This is a genomic window from Pseudomonas sp. LBUM1646 (genome assembly GCF_059716165.1).
This window is the reverse complement of the sequence record NZ_CP166810.1, coordinates 881,311-899,290: the sequence shown is the minus strand read 5'-3', so window position 1 is coordinate 899,290 and position 17,980 is coordinate 881,311. Positions and strand designations below refer to the sequence as shown.

Annotated in this window: 16 protein-coding genes; 6 read left to right on the top strand and 10 right to left on the bottom strand. The window is 59.6% G+C overall.

The window, feature by feature from the left end; translation table 11 throughout:
- Nucleotides 1-104: 104 nt before the first annotated feature.
- The 5 genes from ACA071_RS03830 (at nucleotide 105) to ACA071_RS03810 (ending at nucleotide 3,075) form a co-directional block, all read left to right on the top strand.
- The gene (locus ACA071_RS03830) at nucleotides 105-989 is read left to right on the top strand and encodes a LysR family transcriptional regulator (RefSeq protein ID WP_497643204.1); all 885 of its coding nucleotides are present in this window, start codon (nucleotides 105-107) and stop codon (nucleotides 987-989) included.
- Nucleotides 990-1,034: 45 nt separating this feature from the next.
- On the top strand, nucleotides 1,035-1,610 hold the full coding sequence (locus ACA071_RS03825; RefSeq protein WP_497643203.1) for an NAD(P)H-dependent oxidoreductase: 576 nt from the start codon (nucleotides 1,035-1,037) through the stop codon (nucleotides 1,608-1,610).
- Between the two features lie 47 nt (nucleotides 1,611-1,657).
- Entirely contained in the window at nucleotides 1,658-2,029 is a 372-nt protein-coding gene (locus ACA071_RS03820) for a MerR family transcriptional regulator (protein WP_497643202.1), read from the top strand.
- Nucleotides 2,030-2,209: 180 nt separating this feature from the next.
- Nucleotides 2,210-2,716 carry a flavin reductase gene (locus tag ACA071_RS03815; protein ID WP_497643201.1) on the top strand — a complete coding sequence of 169 codons (507 nt, stop codon included), beginning with the start codon at nucleotides 2,210-2,212 and terminating at the stop codon, nucleotides 2,714-2,716.
- Between the two features lie 83 nt (nucleotides 2,717-2,799).
- The gene (locus ACA071_RS03810) at nucleotides 2,800-3,075 is read left to right on the top strand and encodes a LysR family transcriptional regulator (protein WP_429513626.1); all 276 of its coding nucleotides are present in this window, start codon (nucleotides 2,800-2,802) and stop codon (nucleotides 3,073-3,075) included.
- A gap of 136 nt (nucleotides 3,076-3,211) precedes the next feature.
- Here ACA071_RS03810 and ACA071_RS03805 read toward each other — a convergent pair whose 3' ends face one another.
- The 7 genes from ACA071_RS03805 to ACA071_RS03775 all read right to left on the bottom strand — a co-directional run bounded on the left by ACA071_RS03805 (nucleotide 3,212) and on the right by ACA071_RS03775 (nucleotide 12,338).
- Nucleotides 3,212-3,742: a chorismate--pyruvate lyase family protein gene (locus ACA071_RS03805; protein ID WP_497643200.1), complete on the bottom strand. Its 531-nt coding sequence runs from the start codon at nucleotides 3,740-3,742 to the stop codon at nucleotides 3,212-3,214.
- Nucleotides 3,743-3,824: 82 nt separating this feature from the next.
- Nucleotides 3,825-4,187, bottom strand: a complete 363-nt coding sequence (locus ACA071_RS03800; RefSeq protein WP_133838436.1) for an ArsR/SmtB family transcription factor — start codon at nucleotides 4,185-4,187, stop codon at nucleotides 3,825-3,827.
- Between the two features lie 129 nt (nucleotides 4,188-4,316).
- On the bottom strand, nucleotides 4,317-5,768 hold the full coding sequence (locus tag ACA071_RS03795) for an efflux transporter outer membrane subunit (protein ID WP_497643199.1): 1,452 nt from the start codon (nucleotides 5,766-5,768) through the stop codon (nucleotides 4,317-4,319).
- A gap of 9 nt (nucleotides 5,769-5,777) precedes the next feature.
- Nucleotides 5,778-8,852 carry a MexW/MexI family multidrug efflux RND transporter permease subunit gene (locus ACA071_RS03790; protein WP_497643198.1) on the bottom strand — a complete coding sequence of 1,025 codons (3,075 nt, stop codon included), beginning with the start codon at nucleotides 8,850-8,852 and terminating at the stop codon, nucleotides 5,778-5,780.
- Nucleotides 8,852-9,952: an efflux RND transporter periplasmic adaptor subunit gene (locus ACA071_RS03785; RefSeq protein ID WP_497643197.1), complete on the bottom strand. Its 1,101-nt coding sequence runs from the start codon at nucleotides 9,950-9,952 to the stop codon at nucleotides 8,852-8,854. The genes ACA071_RS03790 and ACA071_RS03785 overlap by 1 nt, the downstream gene beginning before the upstream one ends.
- A 133-nt stretch (nucleotides 9,953-10,085) precedes the next feature.
- Nucleotides 10,086-11,243, bottom strand: coding sequence for an acyl-CoA dehydrogenase family protein (locus ACA071_RS03780; RefSeq protein WP_497643196.1), 1,158 nt, complete (start codon nucleotides 11,241-11,243; stop codon nucleotides 10,086-10,088).
- Nucleotides 11,244-11,462: 219 nt separating this feature from the next.
- Entirely contained in the window at nucleotides 11,463-12,338 is an 876-nt protein-coding gene (locus ACA071_RS03775; protein WP_497643195.1) for an NAD(P)-dependent oxidoreductase, read from the bottom strand.
- Between the two features lie 157 nt (nucleotides 12,339-12,495).
- Between ACA071_RS03775 and ACA071_RS03770 the strand changes: the two genes are divergently transcribed.
- The gene (locus ACA071_RS03770) at nucleotides 12,496-13,641 is read left to right on the top strand and encodes an LLM class flavin-dependent oxidoreductase (RefSeq protein ID WP_497643194.1); all 1,146 of its coding nucleotides are present in this window, start codon (nucleotides 12,496-12,498) and stop codon (nucleotides 13,639-13,641) included.
- Nucleotides 13,642-13,688: 47 nt separating this feature from the next.
- Here the strand turns inward: ACA071_RS03770 and rfbA are convergent, their stop codons facing one another.
- From rfbA to ACA071_RS03755, 3 genes are read right to left on the bottom strand one after another with little or no spacing between them, the layout of a single operon-like run.
- Nucleotides 13,689-14,612 carry a glucose-1-phosphate thymidylyltransferase RfbA gene (gene rfbA / locus ACA071_RS03765; RefSeq protein WP_497643193.1) on the bottom strand — a complete coding sequence of 308 codons (924 nt, stop codon included), beginning with the start codon at nucleotides 14,610-14,612 and terminating at the stop codon, nucleotides 13,689-13,691.
- 43 nt (nucleotides 14,613-14,655) lie between these two features.
- Nucleotides 14,656-15,738, bottom strand: a complete 1,083-nt coding sequence (gene rfbB / locus ACA071_RS03760) for a dTDP-glucose 4,6-dehydratase (protein ID WP_497643192.1) — start codon at nucleotides 15,736-15,738, stop codon at nucleotides 14,656-14,658.
- A 49-nt stretch (nucleotides 15,739-15,787) separates the two neighbouring features.
- The gene (locus ACA071_RS03755) at nucleotides 15,788-17,965 is read right to left on the bottom strand and encodes a prenyltransferase/squalene oxidase repeat-containing protein (protein ID WP_497643191.1); all 2,178 of its coding nucleotides are present in this window, start codon (nucleotides 17,963-17,965) and stop codon (nucleotides 15,788-15,790) included.
- Between the last annotated feature and the right edge of the window lie 15 nt (nucleotides 17,966-17,980).

The window sequence follows — 17,980 nt, the reverse complement described above, 5'->3', positions numbered from 1 at the left end:
TGGGAATGCAGCCCGTGACGCTCCGCGTCACCTGCCAAAGCGGACGCAGAGCGTCCAGTGAGGCATTCCCACGCAGAGCGTGGGAACGATCTTGCGGAAACCCTATGCACTTCGACCTGACCGACCTGCGCCTCTACCTGAACATCCTCGACACCGGCAACATCACCGCTGGCGCCGGCCGCACGCATCTGTCCCTGGCCGCCGCCAGCGCGCGTATTCGCGCCATGGAAGCCTCGCTGGGTATCGAGTTTCTACAAAGGAATCGCCGCGGCGTCACGCCAACGCCCGCCGGCAAGGCACTGGCACAACACGCCAGGGTACTGCTGCAACAGGCCGAGCGCATGCAGCAAGACCTCGCCGACTACGCCAAAGGGGTCAAAGGCCAGGTGCGGTTGTTGTGCAACACAACGGCGATCACCGAATACCTGCCGGAGTTGCTCGCGGACTTCTTGCGCGACCATCCCAATCTCGACATCGACCTGCAAGAACTGCCCAGCGCGCGCATCACCCACGCCTTGCGCCAAGGCGCGGCGGATCTGGGCATCGTTTCCGACGCCATAGACACCGGCGACCTACAGACCCGGCCCTTTCGCGACGACCCGCTGGTCTTGATCCTGCCCCGTGATCATCCTTTGGCCGACGTCGGCGAAGTCAGTTTCAGCGACACCTTGCGCCACGACTACGTAGGACTGAGTGCCAACAGCGCGTTGGCGGTGTACTTGGAAGAACAGGCGTTGCATGCCGGTTCACGCCTGCAAATCCGCATCCGCGCCGACGGCTTCGATGGCGTGATGCGCATGGTCGCCCGAGGTGCCGGACTGGCGATCGTGCCCTTGGCCGCCGTTGAACGCGGGGCGGCGCATCAGCCGTTCAAAAGCCTCGCCCTCACCGAGCCCTGGGCCCAACGCAAACTGCTGCTGTGCGCCCGGGATTTCACCGCGCTGCCCGGTTATGCCAACGCCTTGCTGCAAGCCTTGACTCTCCCCTGAGGGGCAGACTTTACCCTTGAGGTTTGATCTTCAAGGACGCAGACGATGGGCAAGAAGATTCTGGTGATTCTCGGTCATCCTTCGAGCAATAGCTTTTGCGGCGCACTCGCTGAGCGGTATGCGCAGTCGGCGTTACGCGCCGGACACGAGGTGCGGCAGTTGTTTCTCGGCCAACTGGATTTCGACCCGGTGCTGCGTGAAGGCTATCAACAGGTCCAGCCGCTGGAAGCCGATCTGCGCCGGGCTCAGGCCGACATTCTGTGGGCCGAACACCTGACGCTGGTGTATCCGATCTGGTGGGGCGGGATTCCGGCGTTGCTCAAGGGCTTTTTCGACCGGGTGTTCCTGCCCGGGTTTGCCTTCAAGTACCGCGAAGGCAAGGCGTTTCCCGACAAACTCCTGCACGGTCGCAGCGCGCACTTGCTGGTGACCATGGACACACCGCCCTGGTATTACCGCTGGGTCTATCGCATGCCGGGGCTGCACCAGATCCGCAAAACCACCCTGGCGTTTTGTGGCATAGAACCCCGGCGCACGCTCACCTTTGGCCCGATCCTGGGCTCCAGCGCCGGTCAGCGCGAAGCCTGGCTGCTGCGAGCCCAGGCTATCGCCAGCCACTAAGTCTGCCGATAATGGGCCGAGTACTCACGGGTAAAAAAGGACTTTCCATGTACATCGGCCAGGCTGCGCAGCGTTCGGGAACCACCATCAAAAGCATCCGTCACTACGAGGCCATCGGCCTGTTGCCGCCCGCCAGGCGTCAGGGTAGCTACCGGGTTTATGACCAACAGAGCGTCGATCTGCTGAGCATCATCAAGTGCGCCCAACAGCTGGGCTTCAAGCTCAAGGAGTTGCAGGCGATTTTCGCCGGCCAAACCGGCCAACCGCTGTCATGGGACGACGCGCAGCAGGCGATCACTGACAAGAAGCGCGAGGTCCACGACCAGATCACGATGCTGACCCAGCGGCACGCGCAATTGGTCGAGTTTGAAGACAGCCTGCAAAACGCCTGGAAACACTGCCCTTTAGAGCGAGTTTGAGCGCCACTGCCCGCGCATTAATCAAAGCAAAATAAGCACAAGGAATAACTTGCAAGGTACGGCTACATACGTACTATAGCTCCGGAGCGAACGTGTTGTCCGATAGCCGTTTTCGCACAGTGACAACGGTCAAGGAAGAACGGATCAGCTCCAATAACCTACAAGGAATGAGGGGACGCTATGGTTGATTCATCGGAGTTTCGTAACGCAATGGCGATGCTGGGCAGCGCCGTCACCATCGTCACAACGGATGGCCCTGCGGGCCGTTTCGGCTTCACCGCTTCTGCCGTGTGCAGCGTGACGGATTCACCGCCGACGCTGCTGGTTTGCGTCAATCGCGCCTCGGCCAACCACGAGCATTTCAAAACCAACGGGGTGCTCTGTGTGAACGTGCTGACCGGGGGCCACCAATCCACCTCCGGCGCCTTCGCCAACCGTCAGCTGACCATGCAGGAACGCTTCTCCAGCGTTAACTGCCAGACCCTGATCACCGGCTCGCCGGCCATCGAAGAAGCGCTGGTCAACCTCGACTGCCGTGTCAGCAAGATTGACGAGGTCGGTACCCACAGCATTTTTTACTGTGAAATCCTCGAACTCAAACACAGCGAAGCCAAGGAAGGCCTGGTCTATTTCAATCGCAATTACTACCGTCTCAACGACGAAATGCGCTTGGCCCCCGATCAGTAACCGATGCCCCGACCTACGTGACTGCCGCCGGTTTTCGCTGACCGGCAGCTCGTCCGCAACCGGGTCATGACAGGGAAGAAACCATGTTATTCAATGAAGACAACTTCGCGGATCTCGACCTGAACCTGATCATCATTTTCCTGGTGTTGTTTCGCGAGCGAAGTGTTTCGCGCACCGCCGAACGCCTGCACGTCAAACAACCGGCAATCAGTGGCTCGTTGGCGCGCTTGCGCAAGAAGTTTGATGACCCGCTGTTCCTGCGCTCGTGCAACACGATGCGCCCGACCTCGAAAGCGGAAAAGCTGGCCCTGGCCCTCACCCCGGCCATCAGCCAGATTGAAGCGGTAATCAGCCTTTAAGACTCTTCAGGCAGACAGCCCTTTGGCCGGCAAACGGCCAAGGGTTCGCCGCCCGATGAATAGCGGCCGAAGAACTGATCTTTTGGGGATATGTTTTGGTGTTTTTTCAAGCTCGATTGCCGAGCCTGATGTCGAACTAGACCCGCGCCCAGAACGCCGGTAGAAAGCACTCGCTGACCAACAAGGCCGAGCCATTGCGCGTAAAGCGCGAGCGTCTGGCCAGCAGCCGTTTGGCGTGTGGCGCGTAACGATAGGACAGCGCCGCCAACGGGGCGCCGGGGGTCAGCAAGGCACACTGGAACGGTTCGCGCAGGGTCTGTTCCGAGCGGTAGAGAATCTCGGCCAGCGGTCGGCCACCGTACTCGTTCAACTCGGCCCAATCGGCGCTCAGGGCCGGCACACTGGTCAGGCTGCGCGCCGTGACGCAAGCCTCGCCGTCGATCTTCATCACCACTTCGCGCACCCAGCCGGTGGATGCCGGCGGTACATCAAGCGCTTCGGCTTCGTCATGGTTGAGCAGCGTATGCGACTGCTCGAGTACTTCAATAGAATAGTCGCCCATGGCTTTCAAGCGAGGGGTTAACGCGCCGGGCAAAAACAGCCAATGATGCTCGGGCGCGGTCAACTCCGACAACGGTCGAGATGACCAATAATGATTGGTTCCCATGCTCACACACCTCCCTGGTGATCGTGAATCGGTTGGTTGCCGTGAAGGGGCCAGCCCTTCACGTGCGGTGGATCAACTTCATTCAAGCGTCGGCGTCTTCGGTCACTTCATGCTTGCTGATCACATCAACGGTCTGTTCATCGAACTTGACCGCGGTGAGCAGCGAATCGAGCAGCCCGGGAAACCGCAGGTCCATGTCCTCGCGGCGCAGGGACAAGAGGTTTTCCCGACCGTACGGCCGTTGCCAAATCAGACCGCTGTCGCGCAAAACCCGCCAGTGGTGGGTCATGGTCGACTTCGATGCGCCCTTGAGAATCCGGCCACAGGGGTGTTCCTGGCCATCGGCCAACACCTTCAACACGGTCAGGCGCAACGGGCTCCCCAGCGCGGACAGAACATTCTCTAACAAGATCTGGTCCTGGTTGGGGTGATTCGGGACGTTCATAGGTAGGTACCTTTGATGATATAGGCGGGAAAAGCCCTGCGTGAATTCGTCTATACGAGAACAGTAAGACTATACACAAAGATCCCTTTTCCCGCGATAAACGCCCCGGGCGCTACAGCCCGTTGAACGCTACTGTTCGGTGTTTTTCGCCAAGGGCGATTCGCGCTCCTGGAAGCCGCCGCCCAACGCCGCCATCAATGAAATCGAACTGTCGACGTGCTTGCTGTTGAGGTAAGCCAGGCGCATCTCGTCCTGAATCAATTGTTGCTCGATGTTTAGCGCGTCGAGGAACGTATCTTCCCCGGCCTTGTAGCGCGATTGCGAAAGGTCATAGGAGGACTGGGCAATCGCACACGCATCCTGTTGCACCACAATCTGCTGTTCGAAGGAGCGCAATTGCGTCACCGAAATCGCGACTTCGTGCAGCGCTGACGTCAGCACCTGGTTGTAGTGCGCAATGGAAACATCCAGCTCGGCATTGCCGGCCTTGAGGTCGGAGCGCAAGCGCCCGGCATCGAAAATCGGCAAGGATATGGTCGGCGCGATGTTCCAGAACTTGCTGACGCTGGCGAAAATCGCGTCACCGGACAAGGCATGCGTACCCGCGGCAGCGACCAGGTTGATGTTGGGATAAAACGTGGTTTTGACCGCGTCGATATTCTTGTTCTCGGCCTCCACGCGCCAGCGCGCCGCGACGATGTCCGGCCGGCGCCCGAGCAACTGCGCCGGCAGTTGCGCGGGCAGCGCCACCACACTGGCTTGCAGGGTCGAAGGACGCTCGATGCCCTGCGCACGATCAACGCCCTTGCCCACCAGGACGGACAATTGCAGCCGCGCAATTTCAATATCGTCCAGCGCGCCGATCAGAGTCGATTCCGAACGCGCCTTGAGGCTTTGCACCTGTTTCAACTGCGACAGGTTGTCCAGCCCCGAGTTGTAGCGCGAGTCCGACAACTCCACCAGTTTGCTCAAGCGCGCCAGATCACGGCGATTGAGTTCCGACACCTGCCAGGCATACGCCAACTGGTTGTAGGCCTTGACCACGTTGACCGTCAGAATCAGCTTCGACGATTGCAGGTCGACTTCCGCCGCCATGGCGCTGTTGAGCGCCGATTCCCAGGCCGCGCGTTGCCCGCCCCACAGGTCAAAGGTGTAGTTGAAATTGACCGCCAGGTTGCGGGCCGTGAAGTACTTGTGGCCTTCGCCACTGTAGTCCTCGAACTTCGACAGACGCCCACGGGTGACACCCGCCGAGGCGTCCATTTCCGGGTAGCGTTCGGCATCGCGCAAGTCCAGGAAAGCGTTGGCCTTGGCGACCCGCGCCGAGACTTCCTGCAAGTCCGGGTTGCTCGCGTAAGCCTCTTCGATCAGGGCCCCCAGGCGTGGATCGCCGAGGGACGACCACCAATCGGCACGGGGCCAATTGGCGGGTGGCAGCGTGTCTTTCAGGCTGTTCGAGGACGCCTGGTCAATCGACAGCAACTGGCCCTGATGATCGATCCCGGCGTAGTTCACACAACCTGCCGTCAACAGGATCGAAGCGGCCAGCGGCGCCAGCATGAAGCGTGTAATCCGATACATACAACTTCCTCAGATGGGTTGCGGCGCACTGACCGGGTGAATTTCAGCGGCACGCACCGGCTGCTTGATCGAGCTCAGCAGGGTGTAGACCGACGGCAGAATGAACAGCGTGAATAGCGTCCCGATCAGCATCCCCACCACAATCACCAGACCCAGGCCGAAGCGGCTGTTGGCGCCCGCTCCGCTGGCGAACAACAGCGGCGCCAGGCCCACCACCATCGCAGCGGTGGTCATCAGAATCGGCCGCAGACGCACTTGCGCGGCATGTTGAATCGCTTGCACACGGTCCATGCCTTGCTTGCGCTGCAATTCATTGGCGAACGCGACCATCAGGATCCCGTGCTTACTGATCAATCCGATCAAGGTGATCAGGCCGATCTGGGTGTAGATGTTCAGCGAAGTCATGCCCAGCGCCAGCGGCACCAAGGCCCCGCAGATCGACAACGGCACGCTGATCAGAATGATGAACGGGTCGCGGAAGCTTTCGTACTGCACGCTTAGCACCAGGTAAATGATCACCAGGGCCAGGCCGAAGGTGAACACCAGGCTGTTGCCTTCCTGCACGTACTGACGGGCGTCGGACTGCCAGTCGAAACTGAACCCGGCCGGGAAGTTTTCCGATTGTTTTTGCAGGAAGCCCACGGCATCGCCCAGGGTCACGCCCGGTGCCGGAATAGCCTGGAACGTGGCGGAGTTCTGCTGGTTGAACTGGGTCAGGCGGTTAGGCTCGACTTTCATGCTCAGGGTGGCCAGCGTCGACAGCGGCACCGGATTGCCCTTCTGGTCCTTCACGTAATACAGCTTGAGAGTTTCCGGGGTCAGTCGGTCGGCAGAAATCGACTGCGGAATCACGTCATAGGAACGCCCGTGAAAGGAGAACCGGTTGACGTATTTCTCGCCGATCAGGCTGTTGAGGGTCTCGCCGATGTCCTGCATGCGAATGCCCAAAGCGTTGGCCTTGGCGCGGTCGATCTGGATTTCCACCACCGGGTTGTTGAAGTCCAGGTCGCTGTCCACCACCGCAAACAAGCCACTGGCCTGGGCCGCTTGCTTGAGTTGATCCATCACGTTGAACAACGCCAGGTATTCCTGATCGCTGCGAATGACCATTTGCACCGGCAACCCGCCAGTGGAACCTGGCAATGGCGGCATCTGGAACACAAAGATGCTGGTGCCTTCGATCTGGTTCACCTTCGCCTGCAAGTCGGGCTGGATGGTGTTGGCGTCACGCCCGCGTTTTTCCCAGTCCACCAGGTTGATCCCGCCGACGCTGTTGGACAGCCCGTCGGAACCGTTGGCCACCCAGTTGCTGTAACCCTCGGGGATTTCGTTGAATGTCTCGTAGAGTTTGTGGGCGTAGGCTTCCAGGTAGTTGAGGTTGGCATGTTGCGGCGCCTTGATGGCGGTCAGCAGGATGTTCTGGTCTTCCAGCGGTGCCAGTTCGGTCTGCGCCGAGCGGTACAGGAACGGCAGGCTGAAAAAGATCACCAGCGCCACACTCAGGCTGATCCAGCGTCGAGCCAGCGAACCGCCGAGCAACGCGCCGTAACGCCGGGCCAGGTACTGGAAGAAGCGGTCGGCTTTGACGGCCATGAAGCCTTCGCTGCTTTTGGCATCCAGCAGGCGAGTACTCATGATCGGCGACAACGTCAGCGCGACGATGCCGGAAATCACTACCGCGCCGGCCAGGGTCAGCGCAAATTCCTTGAACAGCGTGCCGGTCAGGCCGCCCATCAAGCCGATCGGCGCGTACACCGCCGCCAGGGTAAACGTCATCGCCACCACCGGCCCCGCCACTTCACGGGCACCGATCAACGCCGCATCGAACGGGGTCTTGCCTTCCTCGATGTGCCGGTGGACGTTCTCCACCACCACGATCGCATCGTCCACCACCAATCCGATGGCCAACACCATCGCCAACAAGGTCAGCAGGTTGAGACTGAAGCCGAACATTTGCATCAACATCGCCGCGCCGAGCATCGACAGCGGAATGGTCACCAACGGAATCAGTACCGTGCGGAACGTCCCCAGGCACAGGTAAATCACCAGCACCACAATCACCAGCGCTTCGAGCAGCGTGTAAGACACTTCGTCAATCGAGGACTGAATGAAGTGCGCCACTTCGAACGGAATTTGTACGGTCACACCCGGTGGCAGGGTTTCCTGAATCTGCGGGATCAGTTCCCGCACACGCTTGACGATCACCAACGGGTTGCCGGTCGGTGCGGCATCGAGGCCGAGGAACAGCGCCGGGACATCGCTCATCGAACCACTGGTATCGGTCGCAGCCGCATTCAGCTCGACCGTGCCCACATCGCGGACTCGAATGATCCGACCGTTGTCGTTGCGCAGCACCATGTCGCGGAAATCTTCGACGCTGTTGAGGTCGGTGTTGACCCGCAGGTTGCTGACCACATACAGGCCTTTGACCTGACCGGGTGCCGCCTGGAAGTTGTTGCCTTCGATGGCTTTCGAAACGTCTTGCCCGGTCATGCCGTAACCGGCCAGGCGTTGCGGATCGAGCCACAGGCGCATGGAGAGTTTTTGCTCGCCCATGATGTTGATTTTCGCCACACCTTCGATACCGGCGAACATCGGTTCGACGACCCGGGAGATGTAATCGGACATCTCCGGGATGGTCAGGTTGGAACTGGCGAACGCCACGTAGGCCACGCTGGTGAAGCCACCCGAGGTGCGTTCCACCACCGGGTCATAGGCATCCTTGGGCAAGCGATACTTGATCTGGTTGACCTTGGCCATCACCTCGGTCAACGCCGAGATGGAGTCACTGTTGAGGGCCATGCGGATCGTGACCAGGCTGCGCCCCTGGGTCGATGACGACGACAGGTAGTCAATGCCCTCGACCGAGGCCACGGCCTGGCTGATCGGCTGGGTGACAAAGCCTTGCATCAGCTCCGACGAGGCACCGGGGTACTGGGTGGTGACCGTGATAGTCGACGTCTCCAGCATCGGGTACTGGCGGATCGGCAAGTTCAGCAACGCACGCACACCGAACAGCAGGATCAGCGTACTGACCACCACTGCCAGCACGGGGCGGCGTAAAAAGATGTCGGTAAATTTCATTATTTCGACCCGGTTGCGAGGTTAAGACCAATCGTGTCCGGAACACCTTCCACCGCCACGCCGTCATGGAGTTTCAACTGCCCGGAGGTCACCACTTGCACGCCTTCGTTCAAGCCTTTGTTGACGACCGCCCAGCCATCGCGACGCTCACCGACCTTGATGCTTTCACGCTTGACCTTGGTCACGCCGGCCTCGTCGAGGTACACCGAGAACACGCTTTCGCCGTAGGCGTTGTAGGTGATGGCGGTTTCCGGGATGAGCAGTTCCGCGGTCTGCGGCAGCGTCACCGAAACCCGGGCGTACATGCCTGGACGCAGCAGTTTTTTGGTGTCGGTAATCACCGCCTGGACGTTAATGGTGTGGGACTGGTTGATCTGCGGATCGACCGCCACGATCTTTCCCTGAAACTTCACATCGGCCCAGGCATCGACCTTGGCCTGCACGGTCTGGCCCAGTTCCACGCGGGAACCATCACGCTCGGCCAGGGTGAAGTTGACACGCAGCACACCCGGATCAGTCAGCGTCGCGACAGCGCCGCCAGCTTCAAGGTATTGCCCCAGATGCGCCTGGCGAATGCCCAGGGTGCCGGCGAACGGTGCACGGATATGACGCTGGGCAATCTGCGCCTGCATGCGTTCCATATCACCTTTGGCGGCATCCAGTTGAGCGCGGGCACTGTCGAAGGCACGGCGGCTTTCGGCACCGGTCTTGGCCAGTTCCTGCACACGAGCGAATTGCGCCCGGGCCGATTCGAACTCGCCCTTCAGGCGCACCAACTCACCCTGTTCGGGAGCATCGTTAAGGGTCAGCAACACTTGCCCGGCCTTCACTTCATCACCGGACTCGAAATCGATATCAACCACCTTGCCGCTGACTTCAGCCGACACCAATACCTGACGCTGCGCTTCGAGCTTGCCGATCGCTTCGAGGTAGTAGGTGTACGGTTGTTTTTTGACCTGGGCCAGACCGACCCGGGTACTGGGGATTCGTTGATCGGCAGCCGCCGGAGCCGGTGACCAGAAACGCCAGCCCAACGCGCTGGAAATGATCACAACGAAGATAATAAAGACCAGCGTTTTAACTATATTTCGAGCAAGCATGTGGCACTCCCTTGACTCTTTACTGCGAGCACAAAAGTTGAAGAATTAAGAAAAAAGATGCGACACAAACCCGGCGAGTTATTAATCCCTGTGATCAATCACTCATAACCCGCCGAACTTGTTTAATAGCGTATTAGGCCGCAATCAGTACGTTGGTTTTATCCAGGTACAGTTTGCCAATACCGTGCAAGTTCAAAGGCGACAAGGTGAAGTGCTTTGAACCGGTATGAATATCGCGGAAGCAACGTTCCAGAAAGCTGGTTTTGTAAACCGCTTTGGAACCGGCCAGTGCGTAAATCTGGTTGACCGCATTCACCGAGTTTTCAGTGAGGACCGAAGCGGCCAGGCCGACGCGTGCGCCCACCGGCTCACCGATGGTTTCACCGCGGTTGATCACTTGGCAGATGGCGTCTTCGAGCAACAGCTGCGCGGTGTGCACCGACGAGATGGCGCGCCCGGTCTTCTCGAAAATCACCCCTTCCAGGCCCGGGTCGGTATTCACCGCGCGGTCATTGCGAAAGTGATCGACCGCCGCCCGGGCCACGCCCAGTACGGTGGACATCGCCGCCAACGTGCCGAACTCGTAGTAGCCCGTGGCATAAGCGCGGGAGCTGCGGATTTCAGGGGATTTTTTCAGTGTTTCGACGTCCAGGGAGAACGCCTTGTTGACCAGCACCTGTGAACATTCGAAGTGGTTGCTGCCGGTGCCGCGCATGCCCAGGGTGTCCCAGGTGTGGTTGATCTTGCACTGGCTGGCCGGGACGAAAAACATTCGCACCTCAGGTGCCGAGCCGTCGGCCGGGCCTTTGACGGTGGCGGTGCACACCAGCCAGTCGGCGTGGGCCGAGCCACTGGCGAAGGCCCATTTGCCGCTCAACAGGTAGTCGTCGCCCACGGGCAACGCTTCGCCGCCGGAGTGAATCGCACCAATCACAAAACCGTTGCAGGTGCTGTAGATGGCTTCGGAGGTGTGCTCCGGCAAATAGTCGGAGAGGCGCCCCATCGCCACTTGCACAGCCAACTGCCAGGAGACGGAAGCGTCATGCCCGGCAAACTCCAGCAGCATGGCCGAGGTGGTCTGGATATCAACCTGGGAACCGCCAAACGCCCTGGACACGGAGGTCCGGGCAAAGCCTTCCTTGAAAAGCTCAGACATCACATCCTTGTGAGTCGCATTCGTCTGCTCGCTGTAATCCCGGTGTTTAAGGATCAAAGGGTTCAGTGCACGTACCTTCTCAAGCCATTCATTGGATTCGGTGGGAAGGTTATTCCATTGCATTAGATTTTTCATAACGGCTCCTAGCTATTATTTATTAACATTCAGCAGACGAAAAAACAGACAACTATTTATTGTTATTAAACCCCGTGAAAAATGTACGTCTACAGTCGTACATTGGCAAGCGTTATTATCGGGAGCAATACATATTTTCTAGAAAGCACTGATATTTATTAAAGGCGAAAAGAAACACCCGAACTTGCAGAGAAGTTACGGCTTTTAAACACTACGGTATTAGCGTGCGCCAGCGCGTCGTGCACTCACCTCCGACAGCGATGCCCAATCCTGATCGCCCTGGCCGTGGGCCATTCCGTCCAGCAGGTTGTCCTTCAACACACTGGCAAACGGCAACGGCACCTGCGCCGCTTCACCCGCCTCCAGCGCCAGGCGGATGTCCTTCAAGCCCAGGGACAATTTGAACCCTGCCGGCTCGAACTGTTTGTCGACCATCAGTTTTCCGTAGCCCTGATAGACCGGCACCGCAAACAGCGTCGAGGTGATCATCTCGATGAACGCTGCGCGGCTGATGCCGTAGCCGCTGGCCAGAGTCGACGCCTCGGCCGTGGACTCGATCGCCGCGGCAATCATCAGGTTGGCCGACAGCTTGGCAACGCACGCCAGTTCTGCACACTCGCCGAACGGCCAGGTCTTGCGCCCCAATACATCGAACAACGGCTGAACCCGTGCCAACGCATCGGCAGGCCCGGACACGAGAATATTCAGATTGCCGGCCGCCGCGACATCCACCCGCCCCAGCACCGGGGCCGACACATAAGCTACCCCGCGCTCGGCGTGCAGTGCCGCCATTTCTTTAGCCAGCGCCACAGACACCGTGGACATGTTCACATGGACGCTGCCCGGCGCCAGGCCGTCCAGCGCTTTGGCATCGATGAACACTGATCGGATGGCGGTATCGTCGCCGAGCATCGAGATCAACACCTCGGCGTTCGCCGCCAGTGCCGGACTGTCGACCGCTTGAGCGCCGGCGCGGACCAACTCCTCCAGCGGAGCCGGCGAGCGATTCCACACGCGGACCTGATGACCGGCCTTCAGCAGGTTCAGCACCATCGGTGCGCCCATCGTGCCCAAACCAATAAAACCCAGTTCCATGTCTTGCTCCTGTCTGTGTCAGGTGCCCGGAATGTCCGTTGCACGGCGAATCAGAATTGCGATTGTACGTGTACAGGCGTACATTTCAAGTGCCTCGATTATTTAACCTTCGGAGCACCGGTTTCAAACATACCTATACGCAAGGCAAGGAGGCTTTATGCAATTCGGGATCTACACCGTTGGCGACGTCACGCAAGACCCGACCAACGCCAGTACCCCAAGCGAATCTCAGCGCATTCAGGCCACACTGCAAATCGCGCAAAAAGCCGAGGACATTGGTCTTGATGTGTTCGCGACCGGCGAGCACCACAATCCGCCGTTCATCACCTCTTCCCCGACCACGCTGCTGGCGTACATCGCGGCGAAGACCCAACGCATCATCCTCTCGACCTCCACAACCCTCATCAGCACCAACGACCCGGTGCGCCTGGCCGAAGAGTACTCGCTGCTGCAAAACCTCTGTGGCGGGCGCATGGACCTGATGCTCGGTCGCGGCAACACCGCGCCGGTCTACCCCTGGTTCGGCAAAAACATCGCCGACGGCCTGCCGCTGGCGATGGAAAACTATCGGCTGCTGCACCAACTGTGGCGCGAAGAAGACATTAACTGGAGCGGTCGTTTTCGCACACCGCTGAAGAACTTCACCTCGATTCCCCGGCCGCTGGATGACTTGCCGCCCTTCGTCTGGCACGGCTCGATCCGCACCCCGGAAATCGCCGAACAAGCGGCGTATTACGGCGACGGTTTTTTCGCCAGCCATATTCTCTGGCCCCGCGAACACTTCATTGCCCTCGTCGAGTTTTACCGGGAACGCTTTGCCTTTTACGGCCATGGCACGCGCGAGCAAGCCATCGTCGGCCTGGGCGGGCATATCTTCATGCGCCGCAACTCCCAGGATGCCCGACGCGAGTTCCGTCCCTACTTCGACAACGCCCCGGTCTACGGACATGGACCGTCCCTCGAAGAGTTCATGGAGATGACCCCGTTGTCGGTGGGCAGCCCCCAGGAAATCATCGACAAGACCCTGACCTTTAGCGAGCATTTCGGCGACTACCAGCGCCAATTGTTCCTGTTCGACCATGGCGGTATTCCATTGAAAACCGTGCTGGAACAGCTCGACATGTTCGGCGCCGAAGTGCTGCCGGTGCTGCGCGAAGAAACCCGCAAACGCCGTTCGCCGCTGGCGGCCGAAGCCCCCACCCACGCCAATCGCCTGGCCCATTTGCATTCGACACAGATGCTTGAACTTGACCCGAGAACCGGTTTGAAAACCACGTCCCACGACACCGTCACCGGCCGATAAACCCACCCGGCAATGGCCCTCGATCAATCGAGGGCCATTGCCGACGATCAGGCCGCGCCCCGCAGAGGTGGATGCGCGCCCATCACCGTCAACACATCATCGGTAATCAGCCGGGCGAGGTATTGACCGTAACCGGTCTTGCTCATGGCGCCGGCCAGCACCAGCAACTGCGCATCGTCGATCCAGCCCTTGTTGTAGGCAATCTCTTCCAGGCAGGCGATTTTCAAGCCCTGACGCTTCTCGATGGCGTGTACAAAATTGCCCGCTTCCAGCAACGCATCGTGGGTGCCGGTGTCGAGCCAGGCCATGCCGCGCCCCATCACCGAGACATTCAATTTGCCCCGTTGCAGGTAGACATTGTTGACGTCGGTAATCTCCAGCTCGCCCCGTGGCGACGGCTTGATATCAGCCGCGATCTGCAGCACTTCGTTATCGTAGAAATACAGACCGGTGACGGCGAAATTGGATTTCGGATCGGTCGGTTTTTCACAGATGCTCAAGGCCTTGCCGGTCGCGTCGAACTCGACCACACCAAAGCGCTCGGGGTCGGCCACGTAATAGCCGAACACCGTCGCGCCCTCGTCGCGGCTGGCCGCTTGCACCAGGGTTTCGCCAAAGCCGGCGCCGTAGAAAATGTTGTCGCCCAGGACCAGGCACACATTGTCTTCGCCGACAAATTCACGGCCGATGATGAAGGCCTGCGCCAGGCCATCCGGGCTTGGCTGCACGGCGTAGCTCAGGCTCAAACCCAACTGGCTGCCGTCGCCGAGCATGCGCTGGAAACCAGGCAAATCTTCCGGGGTGGAAATGATCAGGATTTCGCGAATTTCCGCCAGCATCAACACTGACAGCGGGTAGTAGATCATTGGTTTGTCATACACCGGCAGCGACTGTTTGGACACGCCCAGGGTGATCGGATGAAGACGCGAACCGGCGCCGCCCGCCAACAGAATTCCTTTGTACTTGGCCATGCTTTTTTTCCTTTTAAGCAGAGATTTTTGAAGTGGGTAATGTTCAGGCTTCAACCGATTCGGTGGCGTGTTCGCCGATGCGTTCCAGGGCGTAGTCGCCCGACAGGACCCGCGCCCACCAAGGACTGTTTTCCAGGTACCAGTCGACGGTTTTACGCATCCCGGTCTCGAAAGTTTCCTGCGGCGTCCACCCCAGGTGGGCATGGATTTTCCCGGCGTCGACGGCATAACGCTTGTCGTGGCCGGGGCGGTCCTTGACGAAGGTGATCAGGTTGCGAAAGTGCGTGACGCCCTCCGGTTTGACCGCGCCGCGCTCCTCCAGCAAATCGCACAAGGTATGCACCACTTGCAGGTTGGTTTTCTCGTTGTGGCCACCGATGTTGTAGGTCTGTCCAACCTCACCGCGACTAACCACGGCATACAAGGCCCGGGCGTGATCCTCGACAAACAGCCAATCACGGATCTGCGCGCCATCGCCGTACACCGGCAACGGTTGGCCTTGCAGCGCGTTGAGAATGACGTGGGGAATCAGCTTTTCCGGGAAATGGAACGGCCCGTAATTGTTCGAACAATTGCTCAGCACCACCGGCAAACCGAAGGTGCGGTGCCAGGCGCGCACCAGGTGATCGGAGCTGGCCTTGCTGGCGGAATACGGCGAACTCGGCGCGTAAGCTGTGGTTTCGGTGAAGGCCGGGTCCTGTGGTTCAAGGTCGCCATACACTTCATCGGTGGAAATGTGGTGGAAGCGAAACGCGGCCTGGCGCGGCGCATCAAGTCGGTTCCAGTAGCTTCGTGCCGCTTCGAGCAAGGTGTAGGTGCCGACGATATTGGTTTCGATGAACGCCTGCGGGCCTTCAATCGAGCGGTCCACGTGGGACTCGGCGGCCAGGTGCATCACGGCATCGGGTTGCTGGCGTGCAAAGATCTCGTCCAGCGCGTTCTTGCTGCGGATATCCACTTGGTAAAACGAGTACCGCGGTGAGTCGGCGACGTCGGCCAACGAATCCGGGTTGCCGGCGTAGGTCAACTTGTCCACGTTGATGACTTCACAGTCGGTTTCATTGATCAGATATCGCACGACGGCCGAGCCAATAAAACCCGCGCCTCCCGTCACTAAAATTTTCATCAGCGCCTCCCTTGGCCAATTGATGATTGAAAAATCCTTGAACGTTCGCTTAGTTGAGCAAAGCCACCCAGTACTGGCTCAAGCCCTGCTCCAGAATCAGCAGTGTCTGGATGCAGACAAAACTTTCATCGGTGGTCGCCGACGTCGAGTTGAGCGGGCCGAATCCGCCGTCCTGTTTTTGATGGGCGGCAACCCAGTCCTTCGCTTCCTGCAGATAAACCGGTTGGGCATCGAGCAGGTACATCGCCGCAATGGCCATGTACGTGCCCACCAGGCTCACGGCTTTGCCCGGCCGGTAATGGAACGAGCCATTGGCCAATTGCAGCTTTTGCAGCCAGGCCACGGTTTGCCCGGCGTCGACGATGCGCTTGTTGAGGATGAACAGCGTCGACACCACGCGGTACACCGAAAACGCGTCCGGCGGATAGCCCGGTTTGTTGGCAAAACCACCGTCGGCGGTGCGGCAGCGCAAGGCGAACGCGAGGACCGCTTGCTCGTCCGGGGCCTTGGCGCCGAGCGCATGCAGCGACAGTACCGCCAGGTTGGTGTGCCAGATATCGGACGCAAAACCCGGCACATCGCCGAAACCGCCGTCCGGGTTCTGGCACGCTTGCAAGTAACGCACGCAGCCTTCGATGTCGTTCGGCAAAGCGCCCAGCACGCGCAACGACAACACCGCGCAGTAACTGGCGAACACATCGCTCAGGTGCCCCGGCTGCTCGGCGAAACCGCCGTCGGTGTTTTGCGAAGACTTAATGCAGGCGATCAGGCTCGCCTTGTTTTCAATCTGAATGCCCAGCGCGTGCAAGTCCGAGATCACGTGCAAACCGGAAAACACCTGCCAGGTCTTGTCCGCCCGAAAGCCCAGCGGCGCGGTTTCGGCGGTCAGCCCGTAAGGCGTATCGCTTGAGGCGCGGGCCTTGGACAGCCAGGCCAGATAGCGCTTCAAATCAACATTGATGGCGGGTACGGCCGCGGGATGGATGTCTTGCACATCGCCGCTGCCATCGATCGCGATCAGTTCCTGCGCAACCAAAGCCGCATCGTCGTGATGATGGACGGTGGCCGGTGGCGCAAGGTTCTGCAGGGCGTGGGCCGCGGCCAACTGGGTTTTCAAACTTTTCAGGTGCAACGGCAGATAGGTCAGGTTGCCGATGCTGAAGATCCCCGGTTGACGCGGTGGCGCCCAGAACTGCCGGATAAACGGCACGGTCGGATCATCGGGTGTAGACCAGAAGTAGCCCTTGCCCAAGAACAGCCCGCCATTGCTGCGGTCATGAAACTCCAGCAACGCCGCTGTCACCGATGTTCGATCAGTCCCTTCGAAACCGTTCGGGAATGCCTGCATTGCCTGCAACAGTAACGCGACGTCGTAGGCGGTTTTGATCGGGAAAGGCGACTCGTGTTTTTTGTATGAGGTGTGCCAGTCGACCCGCACTTTGCCGTTGATACACACCCTGTCCCAATACCCGCCATAGGCTGGATCGCGGAACAGCGCCAGGGTTTGCAGCAAAAACGAGCGCGCCAGATTCGACAGCGCATTGTCGTCGCGAACGCTCGCCAGTCGCGCCAGTGCAAGACTGATGTGGGCACGCACAGCGCAGCGGCTCAAGTCCACGTCGACGCACGATTCGCTGTCACCGCCGGCGATGCGAGCGATCAGGTTCTCGGTATGCACCTGCAGGTGCCCGACCAGCCCCTGACCCAGCGGATCGTTGCCGATCCGGGTCAGCAGGTTGGCCGCGCTGATATCCAGCTCAATGAAGGTCGCCACTTCCAGTGGCGTCGACCAATCGCTGCTATAGACGCCCGCGACGGTGGACCGGGCGTAGAGCGCTTCGATCTTTTCCAGCATCGCGGTAATGATTTCCAGGTTCGCCGCGTTCTGTGGCGCCCTGCGCTGATAGGCCATCAAGGCATTCAGCGCATCCAGTTGCAGCGCCAGGGTTCGGCAGCGCCCCGAGCCGTGGGGCGTCCAGAACTGATCGGCCAGTTCATGGAACCCGGCGTGCTGGGCATCGTACAAACCCATCAACCCGTCGTGGGCGAAGCGCAATTGCGTTTCATCGCCATGCTCGGCCTGGTAGAGCGTCGCCTCAACTTGATCCTGCAACTGCTTGTCACTGGAAATGGCGACCTGCCCACTGGCATCGGTGATTGCAAAATAACCACCGTGCTCGAGGTCGGCGAGGCCTTGATCAAAAAAGAACTGCGGATGAAGCGACATGGTGTATCCCTCTTC

What these genes read in the sequence shown, in the direction of transcription:
- ACA071_RS03830 (WP_497643204.1), top strand. Translation starts at nt 105, where the DNA reads ATGCACTTCGACCTGACCGACCTGCGCCTCTACCTGAACATCCTCGAC.
- ACA071_RS03825 (WP_497643203.1), top strand. Translation starts at nt 1,035, where the DNA reads ATGGGCAAGAAGATTCTGGTGATTCTCGGTCATCCTTCGAGCAATAGC.
- ACA071_RS03820 (WP_497643202.1), top strand. Translation starts at nt 1,658, where the DNA reads ATGTACATCGGCCAGGCTGCGCAGCGTTCGGGAACCACCATCAAAAGC.
- ACA071_RS03815 (WP_497643201.1), top strand. Translation starts at nt 2,210, where the DNA reads ATGGTTGATTCATCGGAGTTTCGTAACGCAATGGCGATGCTGGGCAGC.
- ACA071_RS03810 (WP_429513626.1), top strand. Translation starts at nt 2,800, where the DNA reads ATGTTATTCAATGAAGACAACTTCGCGGATCTCGACCTGAACCTGATC.
- ACA071_RS03805 (WP_497643200.1), bottom strand. Translation starts at nt 3,742, where the DNA reads ATGGGAACCAATCATTATTGGTCATCTCGACCGTTGTCGGAGTTGACC.
- ACA071_RS03800 (WP_133838436.1), bottom strand. Translation starts at nt 4,187, where the DNA reads ATGAACGTCCCGAATCACCCCAACCAGGACCAGATCTTGTTAGAGAAT.
- ACA071_RS03795 (WP_497643199.1), bottom strand. Translation starts at nt 5,768, where the DNA reads ATGTATCGGATTACACGCTTCATGCTGGCGCCGCTGGCCGCTTCGATC.
- ACA071_RS03790 (WP_497643198.1), bottom strand. Translation starts at nt 8,852, where the DNA reads ATGAAATTTACCGACATCTTTTTACGCCGCCCCGTGCTGGCAGTGGTG.
- ACA071_RS03785 (WP_497643197.1), bottom strand. Translation starts at nt 9,952, where the DNA reads ATGCTTGCTCGAAATATAGTTAAAACGCTGGTCTTTATTATCTTCGTT.
- ACA071_RS03780 (WP_497643196.1), bottom strand. Translation starts at nt 11,243, where the DNA reads ATGAAAAATCTAATGCAATGGAATAACCTTCCCACCGAATCCAATGAA.
- ACA071_RS03775 (WP_497643195.1), bottom strand. Translation starts at nt 12,338, where the DNA reads ATGGAACTGGGTTTTATTGGTTTGGGCACGATGGGCGCACCGATGGTG.
- ACA071_RS03770 (WP_497643194.1), top strand. Translation starts at nt 12,496, where the DNA reads ATGCAATTCGGGATCTACACCGTTGGCGACGTCACGCAAGACCCGACC.
- rfbA (WP_497643193.1), bottom strand. Translation starts at nt 14,612, where the DNA reads ATGGCCAAGTACAAAGGAATTCTGTTGGCGGGCGGCGCCGGTTCGCGT.
- rfbB (WP_497643192.1), bottom strand. Translation starts at nt 15,738, where the DNA reads ATGAAAATTTTAGTGACGGGAGGCGCGGGTTTTATTGGCTCGGCCGTC.
- ACA071_RS03755 (WP_497643191.1), bottom strand. Translation starts at nt 17,965, where the DNA reads ATGTCGCTTCATCCGCAGTTCTTTTTTGATCAAGGCCTCGCCGACCTC.